We start from the raw sequence: 14,234 nt of genomic DNA, 5'->3' as shown, positions 1-14,234 counted from the left end.
GGAACCACGACCGCAAGATCCGCAAGGCCGCCCGCCGGGAGCGCAAGGCCGAGAAGAAGCGGCTCAAGGCGCTGGGCCGGCAGCAGCCGGCGACCTGAGCGGGCAGGGCGGAATCAGTCCGCCGGCGCCGGCGCCGCCTCCAGCACCGCGCCGGCCGGCGCGTCCTGGCCGGCCGCGGGAACCGGCCGGGACGGCGCCGGCGCCAGCATGCGCGCCCGGCGCCAGCCGCCCCAGCGGTAATAGGCGGCCGCCAGCAGCACCGATGCCGCCGAGCCCAGCGGGAAGCTCCACCAGATCGCGTCCGCGCCCATCGACGGCTGCAGCAGCACCGCGAACGGCGGCCGGATGAACCACATCGTCACCACCAGCATCGCCAGCGGCGGCCACACCGCGCCGGTGGAACGCACCACGCCGAACAGCACGAAGGTGACGCCGATGCACATGAACGACCACACCACGATCGCGTTGAGGTGCTGCGCCAGCAGCAGCGCATCGCCGTCGCCGGGCAGGAACAGGTTCAGCGCGCCGCGGTTGAACAGGTAGATCGCGCCGACCAGGGTGCCGGTGAGCAGGAAGTTGTACAGCACGCCGGCCCGGGCGATCCGGCCGACCCGGTCCCACAGCCCCGCGCCCACGTTCTGCGCCGCCATCGACGACACCGCCGCGCCGATCGCCATCGCCGGCATCTGCACGTAGATCCATAGCTGGCTCGCCGCGCCGTAGGCGGCCACGCTCTGCGAGCCGTAGGCGTTGACCAGCCGCATCATCACGATCGCCGAGGAGGAGATCACGATCATCTGCAGCCCCATCGGCAGGCCCTTGAACAGCAGCGCGCGCAGGATCGTCCAGTCCGGCCGGAACAGCCGCAGCTCGCCCCGGCCGATCCACAGGAAATGCCGGCGCGCGTACAGCGTGGCGAGCAGCGCCAGCAGGGTCGCGCTCTGCGCGATCAGGGTGGCGACCGCCGAGCCGGCGATGCCCAGCGCGGGAAACGGCCCCAGCCCGAACATGAAGACCGGGTTGAGCCCGATGTCCAGCAGCACCGACACGGCCATGAACAGGAACGGCGTCTTCGAGTCGCCCGCGCCGCGCAGGGTCATCATCAGGAAGTTGTAGAAGTACATCGCCGGCATCGCGACGAAGATGATGCGCAGGTAGGCCACCGCGTACGGCATCGCATCCGCCGGCGTGCCCAGCACCCGCAGCATCCACGGCGTGCCGAGGAAGCCGCCCACCGCCACCAGCGCCGATACCGCGGTGAAGAACACCACCCCGGTGCCGACCACCCGCTTCGCCTCCGTCACGTCGCGCGCGCCCAGGCTCTGGCCGACCAGGATGGTGCAGGCCATGCCCACGCCGAACACCGCGCTGAGCAGCAGGAACAGGATCAGGCCGGCGTTGCTGCTCGCGCTGAGCGCGGCCTCGCCGAGGTAGTGGCCGATCCACATCGCGTTGACCGAAGCGTTCAGCGACTGCAGCACCGTGCTGCCGAGGATCGGCAGGGCGAACAGCAGCAGGGTGCGGGCGATCGGGCCTTCGGTAAGCAGCGGCTGGCGGCCGGCAGGCGTCGTCATCGGGAGTTTCCGGTGGAAAGGTGGGCAGACGGAAGGTGGCGGTCGCGGCCGGTGCGCGATGCTAGCCGGTGGCGCCGGCTTCGTCCCAGGCGACCGCGGCGAGCCGGCGCAGGTGGTCGCGCACGCCGGCCGGCCAGTCCGCGGTGAGCGCGGCGAAGCGTTCGCGCTCGCCGCGCCAGAACGCGCGCGAGGCTTCCTCGTGGCCGGGCAGGTTGCCGGTCATCGCCTGCATGAAGCGATCGACCGAGGCCGCCGCGTCGCCGCCGCCCGCCGGGCCGCGGCGACGCGCCTGCTCGACCAGCCGGCGCAGGGCGGCCGAGGCGCCGCCGGGCTGGTCGGCCAGCCAGTCCCAGTGGCGCGGCAGCAGGGTCACCTCGCGCGCGGTCACGCCCAGCTTCGGCCGGCCCGGGCCGCGCACCGGCGTCGCCGACGCGGGTGCCTGCAGGCGCGCCAGCACCTCGTCCTCGCTGCCGCGCAGGTCGAACTCCACCGGCAGGCTGGTGCGGTCGTCGAACACCAGCACCGGCCCCTGCGCCCCGGCGTCCAGCGCGCGCCGGGTCGCCAGCGCCACCTCGGCCAGCGGGCCGGAGGCGATCAGGCAGGTGCCGTCGAAGGCGGTGCAGGATTGGCTGTCGCGGGGATGCATGATTTTGCCCGGGTCAAATCAAGGAGCGGCGATAATACCCGGATCAAAATCGATGTCAATATCGCCCGGGCAATATGGGCGACACCCGGCAACGCCCGCATAGCCCATCAGTCCCGCTCCGCCCCGGCGCGGGGCTTGCTAAGGTGGGCTTTTCCAATGGAGGGATCGTCCCATGCGCATGCGTCCGGCCAGTTGGCTGGCTTCGTTCACCTTGCTCGCGGCCAGCGCGGCGGCGACGCCGCTGGCCGCGGCCGAGCTGGCGGTGCCGCCGATCCAGTACCACGAGCGCACCCTGCCGAACGGGCTGCAGGTGCTCAGCATCGAGGACCATTCGAGCCCGACCGTGGCGGTGCAGATGTGGTACCACGTCGGCTCGAAGGACGACCCGGAGGGCCGCTCCGGCTTCGCGCACCTGTTCGAGCACCTGATGTTCAAGAGCACGAAGCACCTGCACGCCGAGCAGTTCGACCGGCTCACCGAGGACGTCGGCGGCGCCAACAACGCCTCCACCGGCGACGACATCACCAACTACTTCGAGGTGGTTCCCTCCAACTACCTGCAGACCCTGCTGTGGGCGGAGGCCGAGCGGTTGTCCAACCTCAACGTGGACGCGGCCAACTTCAAGTCCGAGCGCGCGGTGGTGCAGGAGGAATACCGCCAGAGCGTGCTGGCGCAGCCCTACGGCAAGCTGTTCAACGCGATCGACCCGCACTCCTTCGCGGTGCATCCGTACAAGCGCCCGACCATCGGCAGCATCGAGGACCTGGACGCCGCCTCGCTGCAGAACGTGATCGACTTCCACCGCACGTTCTACCGCCCCGACAACACCACCCTGATCGTCGCCGGCGACTTCCAGCCGAAGCAACTGGACGCGTGGGTGGACCGCTATTTCGGCGGCATCGCCAAGCCCGCCACGCCGATCCCGCAGGTCACCGCGGTCGAGCCGGCGCGCACGCAGGACAAGCGCTACACCGAGACCAGCGCCACCGCGCCGCTGCCGGCCGTGGCGATGAGCTGGCTGATCCCGCCGGCGAAGGACGCCGACGTGGTGCCGCTGCAGGTGGCCGCCGCGCTGCTGTCGCAGGGCGAGTCGTCGCGGCTGTACCAGGCGCTGGTGTACCGGGCGCAGGTCGCGCAGGACGTGGGCGCGCAGGCCGACGCGCGGGTCGGGCCGGGGCTGTTCGTCGCCTACGCGATCCTCGCCAGCGGCCACCAGCCGGCCGAGGCGGAAAAACTGCTGCGCTCCGAACTGGCCCGGCTGGCCGACGGCCCGATCGACGCGGCCGAACTGGACAAGGTGAAGACCCAGTTGCTCACCGCCGAGCTGAAGCAGCGCCAGACCGCGCAGGGCAAGGCCTTCGCGATCGGCCAGGCCACCCTCACCGAGGGCGACCCGGCGCGCGTGAACAGCGACCTCGCCGCGCTCCAGCAGGTCAGCGCCGCCGACGTGCAGCGCGTGCTGAAGAAGTACGTCACCGGCGCGCACAGCGTCACCATCGACTACCTGCCGCAGGCCAGCGCCGCGGCGAGCGCCGGCAAGGGCCGCAAGGGAGGTGCGAAGTGATCCGCATGAAGACGTTCCGCCTGGCCGCCCTGGCGGCCGCCCTGCTCGCCGCCGGCCATGCGCTGGCCGCCGAGGCCGATTTCCCCGCCACGCCGCCGGCGCCGGGCCCGGCGCCGAAGCTCACCGTGCCGGCGCCCGCCGTGGAAACCCTCGCCAACGGCCTGCAGGTGGTCAGCGTGCGACGCGACGGGCTGCCGCTGGTCACCGCCGAACTGCTGCTGCGCCGCGGCGGCGAGCTGGACCCGGCCGGCAAGGCCGGCCTGGCCGACCTCACCGCCACCCTGCTGACCAAGGGCGCCGCCGGGCTGGGCGCGCCGCAGATCGCCGCCGCCGCCGAGACCCTCGGCGGCTCGCTCGACGCCAGCGCGGGCTGGGACCAGAGCACGCTCGGCATCACCGTGACCACGCCGAAGCTGCCGGCCGCACTGGCCCTGCTGGCCAAGGTGGCGCGCCAGCCCGCTTTCAGCGAGGACGAGATCAAGCGCGCCCGCGCCCAGGCGCTGGACGAGCTGCACCTGACACTGAGCCAGCCGACCTCGCTGGCCTCGCTGGCCGCCGCGCGCGCGACCTTCGGCGACGGCGCCTACGGCCATCCGCGCGGCGGCACGCCGGCGTCGCTGGCGGCCATCTCGCGCGCCGACCTGCAGCGGATGCACGCGACGATCTACCGGCCCGACAACGCCGTGCTGATCCTCACCGGCGACATCGCCCCGGCGCAGGCCAAAGCCTTGGCGCAGCAAAGCTTCGGCGACTGGATGCCGCCGGCCACGCCGCTGGCCGCCGCGCCCGCCGGCAAGGGCGAGGGCCGGCTGCCGCCGGTGCTGCTGATCGACCAGCACGGCGCCGGCCAGGCCGGCGTGGTGGCCGCGCACGCCTCGCCGCCGCGCAGCGACGCGGACTACTACACGGGCGCGGTCGCCAACGCGGTGCTCGGCGGCTCGTACTCGGCGCGGCTCAACGAGGAGATCCGCATCAAGCGCGGCCTTTCCTACGGCGCCAACAGCCGGCTGGAAGGCCGCCGCGACAGCGGCCTGTGGCTCGCCACGGCGCAGACCAAGAACCCGTCGGCGGCGCAGGTGGTCGAGCTGATGCAGGGCGAGTTCGCCCGGCTCGGCGACACGCCCGTGCCGGAGGCCGAGCTGGCCGCGCGCAAGGCCACCCTGATCGGCGGCTACGGACGCAGCCTGGAAACCACCGCCGGCCTCGCCGCGCAGGTCGGTGCGCTGGCGACGTACGGCGTGGACCTGGCCGAGATCGGCCGCTACATCGAGCGCGTGCAGGCGGTGACGCCGGCGCAGGTGCAGCACTACGCGGCCGGCCACCTCGACCGCGCCGGCACCCACGTGGTGGTGGCCGGCGACGCCGCGCAGTTCGCGCCGGCGATCCGCAAGGCGCACCCGCAGGCGCAGGTCCTGCCGATGGATGCGCTCGACCTGGACCGCGCCGACCTGCGCGCTCCGTCGGGCGCGGCCAAGCCGGCAGCGCACTGAGCTCCGCGCCGTGCGGGCCGACGGGTCCGCACGGCCCGCCTGGGCGGGCGGCGGCGATGCCCCCGCCGCCGGCTACGGCGCGGGCAGCAGCCGCAGCACCGCCCGTGCCGCCTCCGGCGCGCTCAGTTCGCGCGTATCGATCGCCGTGCTGCCATGGCCGTACGGCGCGTACTTGGCCGGATCGGTCACCGAGAACAGCCCGTAGGTCGGCGTGCCGGTGGCCGCGGCCACATGCATGACCCCGCAGTCGGCGCTGACGAAGCCGTCCATCGCCGCGATCACCGCGGCCAGCTTGCGCACGTCGCGCGTGTAGATCGAGGCGAAGCCGTCGCCGAGCTGCGAGACGCCGTGCTCGGCCAGCACGTCGACCACCAGGATATCCGGCCGCGCCGATTGCAGCGTGGCGAGGAAAGCCTGCCACCACGCCCCGTCGTAGCGCTTGGCGCCGGTGGCATGGGGAAACACGCCGAGCACGACGCGGCCGGCTCGCGAGGACGGCTCGCCCGCGATCGCGTCCAGCACCCGCCGCCCCTGCGCCTTCTCCGCTTCGCCCAGGCGCATGTCCAGCGGCGGGTAGGACGGCCGGCAGCCGCCGGCATAGGCGCGGCGCAGCACGAACACGCTGCGCTGCGCGAGGTGATCCGGCCGGCCCGGGGCCGGCTGCGCGTCGGCGGCGCCCCAGCCGGCGGCGGGGAAGCCCACCTTGTGGCTGGCCCTGACCCACGCCAGCAGCAGCCGTCCGGACTGCGAGCCGAGGCAGGCGTCGATGGCCAGGTCGTACGGGCACGCACGCAACTGCCTGAGCAGGCCGACGGTCGCGAGCAGGTGGCGTGCCACGTGGCGCGGCAGGCAGATCACGCGGCGCACGTTGAAGCGCGGCGCATACAACGCCTCGGCCGCGCGGCCGCCGGCCACGATGTCGATCTCGGCACCGGGATACAGCGCCTCGATCTCCGCGATCAGCGGGCTGATCAGCATGGCGTTGCCCAGGCGGTGGTTGGGCCGGCACACCACGATCCGGTGGATGCCGCGCGCCGGCAGGGTGCCCGGTGCGCACAACTGCCTCTCCACCGAGCGGATCAGCCGCCCGAACGCCCAGGCCACCGCGCGCCGGCGCAGGTCCAGCCGGGGGCGTGCAAGCGTTTCGTGCTGAAGCAGCGGCGGCGCGATCATCGACGGGCAATCCGAAAACCGGAGCCTCCATGATCGGAACCGGCGCTTACGGTTCGCTTACGATGCCCCGACAGGAGGAGCCCGGGCCCGTTCACGGTCGGTCCAACCGCCCTCTCTCGTCATTCCTGCAGAGGTGCTTTTCGACAGCCCAAGGGCTGCGCATCCAGCGACTTGATGCTCCATGCTCAACGACACTGGATCCCAGCTATCGCTGGGATGACGTTCCATGCTGTTCGCCATTCCTGCGGCTTTCGACAGCCGCAGGGCCGGTCAAGCAGGAATCCAGCGACTGTTTCTTCGAAAGCTCGACGACACTGGATGCGCAGTCCTTGGTCTGTCGAGAAGCGCCTCCGGCTTGACCGGCCCTGCGACCGCTCAAAGTCGCTGGGATGGCGTTTCACATGCGATACCTGACGAGCGGGAACGGGCTCTTAAGCCCTTCGTAAGACTGGCCAGGGATAATCCCGCAGGCCGCGCCGGCCGGCATGGCCCGGCCCCGAGGAATTCCCGTGCACATCATCCTGGTGGAAGACGATCCGCAGCTCGGCATCGCCATCCAGCGCGCGCTGGAACGGCTCGCCTACACGGTGAGCTGGCTGCGCGACGGCCGCGAGGCGCTGGCCGCGCTGCAGGACCAGACCGCCGACCTGGTGCTGCTCGACCTGGGCCTGCCCGGCAAGGACGGCCTGGACGTGCTGACCGAGGCGCGCCGCATGCGCGTCGGCACACCGGTGATCGTGATGACCGCGCGCGACGGCCTGGACGCGCGCGTGCGCGGCCTGGACGCGGGCGCCGACGACTACCTCATCAAGCCATTTCACCTGGAGGAACTGGCGGCGCGGATCCGCTCCCTCACCCGGCGCGCGCAGGGCCTGGCGGCGAACCGCATCGAGGCGGGCGCGCTCAGCCTCGACCTGGGCACCTCGGAAGTGGCCTTCCGCGGCCAGCCGGTCGAGCTGACCCGGCGCGAGTTCTCGCTGTTGCAGATCCTGATGGAGCGCGCGGGGCGGCTGGTGCGCCGCGAGAGCCTGGAGAACTCCCTGTACGGGCTGGACAACGCGGTCGGCAGCAGCGCGCTGGAGGTGCTGGTGCACGCGCTGCGCCGCAAGCTCAGCTTCGACACCATCCAGACCGTGCGCGGCTTCGGCTACATGATCCCGCGGGAACCGAAGTGAGGCCGGCGAGCCTGCGCGCCCGGCTGCGCTGGCTGATCATCGTCGTGCTGGCGGCGGTCCTGCTGCCGCTGGGCGTGCTGAGCTTCCTGCACACGGTGGAAGAGGTCGACGAGCTGTCGGACGGGCGGCTGGCGCAGGCGGCACGCACGCTGGAGGTGCTGATCCGGCCCGCCCGGCTCGAGGCATTGCGCGGCGGCGACGCCGGCAGCATGCAGGTGCCGGTCGGCGCCAGCCATGCGCAGCCGCTCGCGGTGGGAGGGCACACCTACGAATCCGAGGTGGGCTTCCAGGTCTTCGACCGCGACGGCCGGCCGGTGCTGGCCACCGCCAACCTCGCCGCGCTGCCGGCGCCCGCTGCCGGCGACGCCGGCTTCCGCGACGTGCGGCAGGGCCGCTACCGCTGGCGCCTGTTCACCCTGGTCGACGCCGCCAGCGGCTTCACCATCCGCTCCGCGGAACGCTACGACAGCCGCCACGAGATCACCCGCGCGCTGTGGTTCGAACACGGCCTGCCGCTCCTGGTCGGCCTGCCGCTCCTTGCCGTCCTGGTGGGCTGGGCGGTGAAGCGCGGGCTGCGGCCGCTGGAACGCCTGGCGCAGGTGCTGTCCGCGCGCGAGCTTGGCAGCCGCGAGCCGATCGTGCTCGCCAACGCGCCGCTGGAACTGCGGCCGGTGCTGGACGCGCTCAACGCGCAACTGGCGCGGCTGGAGGATGCGCTGGAGCGCGAGCGCCGCTTCAGCGCCGACGTGGCGCACGAGCTGCGCACTCCGCTGGCGTCGGCCATGATCAATCTGGAAAACGCCATGGCCATCCGCGACCCGGCTGAGGCGAACGGCATCCTGGCCGGCGCGCAGTACGGGCTGGCCGGCCTGGCGCGGCGGATCGAGCAGTTGCTGGCATTGGCGCGACTGGAGTCGGGATCGGCCTCCGGCCAGCGCGCGCCGGTCGATCTCGTCGCGGTCGCCCTGGACGTCATCGAGGAACTGGTGCCGGTGATCTCCGAGAGCGGCGTGGAGCTGAGCGTTTCGGCCCTGCCCGAACGCCTGGTCGTGCACGGCTACGAGGCCGCGCTGGCGGCCCTGCTGCGCAACCTGGTCGAGAACGCGCTGCGCCACGTGCCGGCCGGCGGGCAGGTGCAGTTGTCGGTCGGGAGAGGCACGCACGAGGCGCTGCTCGACGTGATCGACGACGGTCCCGGCATCCCGCCGGAACGGCGCGCACGCGTATTCGCGCGCTTCCACCGCGAGGCCAGCAGCCGCGGCGAGGGCTATGGGCTGGGGCTGTCGATCGTGCAGCGCGCGGCCGAACTGCACGGCGCCTCGATCGAACTGCTCGACTCACCTTTCGGCCACGGCCTGCACGTGCGCGTCGCGATCCCGCTGCCGCCCTGACCGCCTCTTTCTTGAATACCCGGCATCGGCCACGCAGGGCGCGATGCCGCATCGCCGCGCCGGCCCGAAACGGCGGACATCGCGACCCGGCGAACCACCTCGCCACGGCTCCGGCGAAGAGCCGGATTCCGTCCCGATTCGCCACTCGTGGGCGACACGGCGTTCACCTGCGCGGCTGTGGAATTTCACCTCCCGACGATGCCAATTTAGTAAACTGAGCGGTACAAAAACAGCCTCCCCCAAGGTTCCCATGCCCACATCGATGTTGTTCCGCAGCACCGTTTTTGCTCTTGCCCTCGGTGGCGCCGCCCTCTCCGCCCAGGCCGCCGAGACCGTCCATGTGGAGGTGCAGGGCGGCCGCAGCTACACGGAAGACCACGGCGCCAACGCCGCGTTCGTCGAGGCGGTGTTCGCGCCGCACCGGATCGGCGACAGCCGCTTCGACTGGTCGCCGGACCTCTCGCTCGGCTGGATCGACGGCCGCGACGTGGACCGCTACCGCGGCAAGCGCTACGGCCTGGATGACCGGATCGCCCTGTTCGCCGCCGGCGCCCGTTTCCACTACGGCGACCAGGGCGACTGGTACCGGCCGCTGTTCTTCAGCTTCCAGGGCGCGGCGATCGACGGCCGCACCCGCGCGCTGAGCAGCGGCTACCAGTTCGTCAGCACCCTGGGCTGGCAGGGGCGCCACGTCAGCTTCCAGTTGCGGCACATCTCCAACGGCGGCCTGCACAAGCCCAACGGCGGCGAGACGATGGCCCTGGTCGGCATTGGCTTCGACCTCTGACGCGCCCTCCGGGGCTGCAAAACGACGACGGCCCCGCGAGGGGCCGTCGTCGTTTGCGCGGGCGGCGATGGTTCAGTGCCCGCCGGCGGCCGGCCCGGCCTTGGCGGTGAACGGCGGGCGCGCCAGCCAGACCACCAGGATCAGTCCCATGAAGATCCATCCCAGCACGTGGAACACCTCGTTGAACGAGATCTGGAAGCCCTGCTGGGTGATCATCTGGTTCAGCACGGCGGGCGCGGTCTGCGCGTCGCCCAGATGGCTCATCGCCGCCTGCACCGACGGGTCGTACGGCGTGATGTGCTCGGTCAACTGGGCATGGTGGACCACCGCGCGGCGCTCCCACATGAAGGTGGTGAGCGAGGCGGAGAAGCTGGCGCCCAGCGTGCGCAGGAAGGTCGCCAGGCCGCCGCCGGCGGCGATCTCGTTCGGCTGCAGGTCGGACAGCAGGATCGTCGTCACCGGCATGAAGAACAGCGCCACGCCCAGGCCCTGCAGCAACTGCACCAGCGCCACCGAGGCGAAGTCGATGTCGAGGAAGAAGTCCGAGCGCAGGAAGCAGGTGATGCCCATCACCAGGAACGCGGCCGACGCCAGCAGCCGCAGGTCCACCCGTGTGGCGTATTTGCCCACCACGAAGGTCAGCAGCACCGGCAGGATGCCCAGCGGCGCGGCGGCGAAGCCCGCCCAGGTGGAGGTGTAGCCGAGGTTGCGCTGCAGCCACTGCGGCACCAGCAGGCCGATCGCGAAGAATGCCGCGTACGCCAGCACCAGCGCGATCGTGCCCATGCGGAAGTTGTGGTGGCGCAGCAGCTTCAGGTCGACGATCGGGTCCTTGTCGGTCAGCTCCCAGATCAGGAACACCGCCAGGCTGATCGCCGAGACGATCGCCGTGACCACGATGAAGGTGGAGCTGAACCAGTCCTCGTCGTTGCCCTTGTCCAGCACGATCTGCAGCGCGCCCACGCCGACGATCAGGGTGATCAGGCCGACGTAGTCGATCTTCGGGCGCTGGGTGACGTCGTTGCGCCCCTTCATCTGGTTGCCGATCACCATGCTGGCGAAGATGCCGATCGGCACGTTGATGAAGAATATCCACGGCCACGAGTAGTTGTCGGTGATCCAGCCGCCCAGGATCGGGCCGGCGATCGGCGCCACCACCGTGACCATCGCCAGCAGCGCCAGCGCCATGCCGCGCTTGGCCGGCGGGTAGATCGAGATCAGCAGCGCCTGGGTGACCGGGTACATCGGGCCGGCCACCGCGCCCTGGATCGCGCGGAACAGGATCAGCATCGGCATGCTCTGCGCGATGCCGCACAGGAACGAGGCCAGCGAGAACAGCAGGGTCGACCAGATGAACATCTTCACCTCGCCAAAGCGGCGGGTGAGGAAGCCGGTGAGCGGCAGCGAGATCGCCATGCTCACCGCGAACGAGGTGATCACCCAGGTGCTCTGGTTCACGCTCACGCCGAGGTTGCCGGCGATGGTCGGCAGCGACACGTTGGCGATGGTGGTGTCCAGCACCTGCATGAAGGTCGCCAGCGACAGGCCGACCGTGGACAGGACCATGTTGGGCGGACGGAATTGGGTGGTCATCGCGATCTGTCAGTGGGGCGGGGGCGCACTGCGTGCGTGGATCTCCGGGAAGGCGGCTTGAGCCGCGGCCGCCTTGCCCCGGAGCGTTCGGGCGTCGCGGCCGGAGCCGCTCCCGCGTGCGGTATGGCGCTGCCGCGCAATCAACGGGCCTTGTCGCCGCCGGCCATGTTGGCGTGGATGATCTGCTCGATCACGCCGTCGGCCTTCGCCAGCTGCTTCTGGTAGACGTCGGTGCTGAAGGCCGGCTGGGTCGGCGGCTGCTGCGCCAGCAGCGCGCCCTTCTGGTCGTGCAGGCCGACCACCACGTCGGTGGACAGGCCGATCCGCAGCGGATGCTCGTCGAGCTGCTTGGGCTCGGTGAACACCACGCGCACCGGCACGCGCTGCACGATCTTGATCCAGTTGCCGGTGGCGTTCTGCGCCGGCAGCAGCGAGAACGCGCTGCCGGTGCCCACGCCCAGGCTCTGCACCTTGCCCTTGTAGGTGACCGCGCTGCCGTACACGTCGGTGCGGATCTCCACCGGCTGGCCGATGCGCATGTGGGTGAGCTGGGTTTCCTTGAAGTTGGCGTCGATCCACACCTGGTGCAGCGGCACCACCGCCATCAGCGCCGCACCCGGCGCGATGCGCTGGCCGAGCTGCACCGAGCGCTTGGCGACGTAGCCGTCCACCGGCGCCACGATGGTGGTGCGCAGGTTGTCGAGGTACGCCGCGCGCAGCTTGGCGGCGGCCGTCTGCACGTCCGGGTGCGAGGCGACCACGGTGTCGTCCACCAGCACCTTGCTGGTCTGGTACGACTGCTGCGCGTTGACCAGGCCGCTCTCGGCCGTGGTCAGCGCGTCGCGCGCATGCGCCAGCTCCTCGGCGGAGATCGCACCGGAACGGGCCAGGTCGCGGCGGCGCTCGAAGTCCGCACGCGCCTTGTCCACCGCCACCTGCCGCGCGGCCACGTCGGCCTGCGCGCCGCTGACGTTGCTGTACAGGCCGCGCACCTTGCGCACGGTGCTGGCCAGGCCGGCCTTGGCTTCGGCCAGCGCCACCTCGGTGTTGCTGGAATCGAGCTTCACCAGCACGTCGCCGGCATGCACCAGGTCGCCGTCGTCGGCGCCGATCGTCACCACCGTGCCGGGCACCTGCGGGGTGACCTGCACCACGTTGCCGGAGACGTAGGCGTCGTCGGTGCTCTCGTACCAGCGGCCGTCGAGGAAATACCACAGCGCCCAGCCGATGGCGGCGAGCACCACCACCACGACGAGCGCGCGCAGCAGAAAGCCGCGCTTGCTCTTGGGCGGCTGCGCCGCCGGCTCGGCCGCGGCGCTCTGTTGGGGAAGGGACTGGCTGGACATGGGGTCTGCCTCAGGAATGCGAAGAAGAAGGGGTGGAAGAGGGAACCGCGTCGCCGGACTGCGGCACGAAGCCGCCGCCGAGGGCCTGGATCAGTTGCACGGAAAGGTCGACCTGCTGCGCCTGCAGGGCGGCCATGGCCTGTTCGGCCTGCAGCAACTGCTGGCGCACGCTGAGCGCCTCCAGGTAGCTGCCGACGCCGCCCTTGTAGCGCTGCTCGGCCAGCCGCCACGCCGCGCGCGCGGCGTCGAGCGCACGCTGCTGGGCGGCGATCTGCGCGGCCAGCGACTGCTGCGCGGCGTAGTCGTCGGCGACCTGGTTGAGCGCGCCCACCAGGGTCTCGTTGTACTGCGCCACGGCCAGGTCGTACTGCGCGTCCTTGCCGGCGAGGTTCGCGCGCAGGCGGCCGCCGTCGAAGATCGGCAGGCTCAGCGAAGGGCCGACCTGGTAGAACCGCGACGAAGCCTCGAACAGGTTGCCGCCGCCCATGCTGAGCAGGCCGGCCATCGCGCCGAGGCTCACGTTCGGCAGGAACTCGGTCTTGGCGACCTTGATGTCCTTGCCGGCGGCCTCGACGCGCCAGCGCGCGGCGACCAGGTCGGCGCGGTGGCCGAGCAGTTCCACCGGCAGTTCCGCCGGCACCGCGAGGGCCGCCGGGGCGAGCGGCTGCGGCCGCGCGATGTCCAGGCCGCGGTCCGGGCCCTTGCCCAGCAGCACCGACAGCGCCGACCGCGCCGCGTCGATCGCGCGGTCCGCCAGCGCCTGCTCGCGCTCGGCGCTGGCCACCTCGGCGTCGACCTGCTTTAGCTGCAACTGGCTGTCGAGGCCGGCGGCCACGCGCTGGCGGGTCAGCTCGCGCGCCTTGCCGGCGCGCTCCAGTTCGGCCTTCGCCACGTCCTGCTGGGCATAGGCATAACCGAGCTGCACGTAGCCGCGCGCCACGTTGCCGGACAATTCGACCCGCGCGGCGCGCGCCTCGATGTCGGCGGCGCGCGCCTGGCCCAGCGCGGCTTCCCATGCGGCGCGCTTGCCGCCCCACAGGTCCAGGCCCCAGTTGAAGCTGGCGTAGCCGTACTTGGCCACCGCGAAATGCGCCATCTCGCCGAACGCGCCCGGCGGCCGGGCGCCGGCGACCGAGGCACCGCCGTTCACGGTGGGGCCGCGCGCCGCATCGGCGACGCCGGCCGCGGCCTGCGCCGCGCGGGCGCGCGCATCGGCGGCGGCGAGGCTGGGATTGTCCTGCAGCGCCTCGTCGATCAGCGCCGCCAGTTGCGCGTCGCCGAGCCCGCTCCACCAGTCGCGCGCCGGCCACGCGGCCGGGCTGACGGCGAAGCCGGCAAGGCTGCGCCCGGCCTTCAGCGAGGCCGGGTCGGTGAGCGTGCCGTCCGGGTGCAGGCCGCCGCTGCTGGCGCAGCCGGCGAGCGCGAGGGTCAGGGCGGTCGTCGCCGCAAGGGTTTGCAGACGCATGGGTGGGGGTCCAGGAATGCCAGTCGGGTG

At 71.8% G+C, this 14,234-nt stretch carries 11 protein-coding genes; 5 read left to right on the top strand and 6 right to left on the bottom strand.

What is annotated here, in order from left to right:
• Window positions 1–113 precede the first annotated feature (113 nt).
• Window positions 114–1,574: an MATE family efflux transporter gene (locus ASG87_RS05785; RefSeq protein WP_056002206.1), complete on the bottom strand. Its 1,461-nt coding sequence runs from the start codon at window positions 1,572–1,574 to the stop codon at window positions 114–116.
• Between the two features lie 61 nt (window positions 1,575–1,635).
• Window positions 1,636–2,220 (bottom strand): DUF2239 family protein, encoded by a 585-nt coding sequence (locus ASG87_RS05780; RefSeq protein WP_056002203.1) that lies wholly within the window; start codon window positions 2,218–2,220, stop codon window positions 1,636–1,638.
• Window positions 2,221–2,392: 172 nt separating this feature from the next.
• On the opposite strand from ASG87_RS05780, the gene ASG87_RS05775 reads away from it, so the two are divergent.
• Together ASG87_RS05775 and ASG87_RS05770 are read left to right on the top strand one after the other, a co-directional pair.
• Window positions 2,393–3,784, top strand: coding sequence for a pitrilysin family protein (locus ASG87_RS05775; RefSeq protein ID WP_056002200.1), 1,392 nt, complete (start codon window positions 2,393–2,395; stop codon window positions 3,782–3,784).
• 5 nt (window positions 3,785–3,789) lie between these two features.
• Entirely contained in the window at window positions 3,790–5,274 is a 1,485-nt protein-coding gene (locus tag ASG87_RS05770; protein ID WP_056002197.1) for a pitrilysin family protein, read from the top strand.
• A 72-nt stretch (window positions 5,275–5,346) separates the two neighbouring features.
• Here ASG87_RS05770 and ASG87_RS05765 read toward each other — a convergent pair whose 3' ends face one another.
• A complete protein-coding gene (locus ASG87_RS05765) occupies window positions 5,347–6,447 on the bottom strand; it encodes a glycosyltransferase family 9 protein (RefSeq protein ID WP_056002194.1) in 1,101 nt (366 codons plus the stop codon).
• Window positions 6,448–6,956: 509 nt separating this feature from the next.
• Between ASG87_RS05765 and ASG87_RS05760 the strand changes: the two genes are divergently transcribed.
• The 3 genes from ASG87_RS05760 (at window position 6,957) to ASG87_RS05750 (ending at window position 9,800) form a co-directional block, all read left to right on the top strand.
• The gene (locus tag ASG87_RS05760; RefSeq protein WP_056002191.1) at window positions 6,957–7,622 is read left to right on the top strand and encodes a response regulator; all 666 of its coding nucleotides are present in this window, start codon (window positions 6,957–6,959) and stop codon (window positions 7,620–7,622) included.
• Window positions 7,619–9,013, top strand: a complete 1,395-nt coding sequence (locus ASG87_RS05755; protein WP_056002188.1) for an ATP-binding protein — start codon at window positions 7,619–7,621, stop codon at window positions 9,011–9,013. The genes ASG87_RS05760 and ASG87_RS05755 overlap by 4 nt, the downstream gene beginning before the upstream one ends.
• Window positions 9,014–9,263: 250 nt before the next feature.
• Window positions 9,264–9,800: an acyloxyacyl hydrolase gene (locus ASG87_RS05750; RefSeq protein WP_056002185.1), complete on the top strand. Its 537-nt coding sequence runs from the start codon at window positions 9,264–9,266 to the stop codon at window positions 9,798–9,800.
• A 72-nt stretch (window positions 9,801–9,872) separates the two neighbouring features.
• On the opposite strand, the gene ASG87_RS05745 is transcribed toward ASG87_RS05750, so the two are convergent.
• The 3 genes from ASG87_RS05745 to ASG87_RS05735 form a co-directional block, all read right to left on the bottom strand.
• On the bottom strand, window positions 9,873–11,393 hold the full coding sequence (locus ASG87_RS05745) for a DHA2 family efflux MFS transporter permease subunit (RefSeq protein ID WP_056002182.1): 1,521 nt from the start codon (window positions 11,391–11,393) through the stop codon (window positions 9,873–9,875).
• 140 nt (window positions 11,394–11,533) lie between these two features.
• Window positions 11,534–12,739, bottom strand: a complete 1,206-nt coding sequence (locus ASG87_RS05740; protein WP_056002179.1) for an efflux RND transporter periplasmic adaptor subunit — start codon at window positions 12,737–12,739, stop codon at window positions 11,534–11,536.
• A 10-nt stretch (window positions 12,740–12,749) separates the two neighbouring features.
• Complete coding sequence (locus ASG87_RS05735; protein ID WP_056002176.1) at window positions 12,750–14,204, bottom strand: efflux transporter outer membrane subunit; 1,455 nt, start codon at window positions 14,202–14,204, stop codon at window positions 12,750–12,752.
• Window positions 14,205–14,234: the final 30 nt, after the last annotated feature.

The sequence above is a fragment of the Frateuria sp. Soil773 genome (assembly GCF_001428405.1).
GTDB lineage: Bacteria > Pseudomonadota > Gammaproteobacteria > Xanthomonadales > Rhodanobacteraceae > LMSL01.
Note: the sequence above shows the minus strand (reverse complement) of the source record. Positions and strands in the feature narration are given on the sequence as shown.

Bases quoted from the DNA above. Each gene is read 5' to 3' on its own strand.
- ASG87_RS05775 (WP_056002200.1), top strand. From the start codon at position 2,393: ATGCGCATGCGTCCGGCCAGTTGGCTGGCTTCGTTCACCTTGCTCGCG.
- ASG87_RS05765 (WP_056002194.1), bottom strand. From the start codon at position 6,447: ATGATCGCGCCGCCGCTGCTTCAGCACGAAACGCTTGCACGCCCCCGG.
- ASG87_RS05750 (WP_056002185.1), top strand. From the start codon at position 9,264: ATGCCCACATCGATGTTGTTCCGCAGCACCGTTTTTGCTCTTGCCCTC.
- ASG87_RS05735 (WP_056002176.1), bottom strand. From the start codon at position 14,204: ATGCGTCTGCAAACCCTTGCGGCGACGACCGCCCTGACCCTCGCGCTC.
- ASG87_RS05745 (WP_056002182.1), bottom strand. From the start codon at position 11,393: ATGACCACCCAATTCCGTCCGCCCAACATGGTCCTGTCCACGGTCGGC.
- ASG87_RS05785 (WP_056002206.1), bottom strand. From the start codon at position 1,574: ATGACGACGCCTGCCGGCCGCCAGCCGCTGCTTACCGAAGGCCCGATC.
- ASG87_RS05780 (WP_056002203.1), bottom strand. From the start codon at position 2,220: ATGCATCCCCGCGACAGCCAATCCTGCACCGCCTTCGACGGCACCTGC.
- ASG87_RS05740 (WP_056002179.1), bottom strand. From the start codon at position 12,739: ATGTCCAGCCAGTCCCTTCCCCAACAGAGCGCCGCGGCCGAGCCGGCG.
- ASG87_RS05770 (WP_056002197.1), top strand. From the start codon at position 3,790: ATGAAGACGTTCCGCCTGGCCGCCCTGGCGGCCGCCCTGCTCGCCGCC.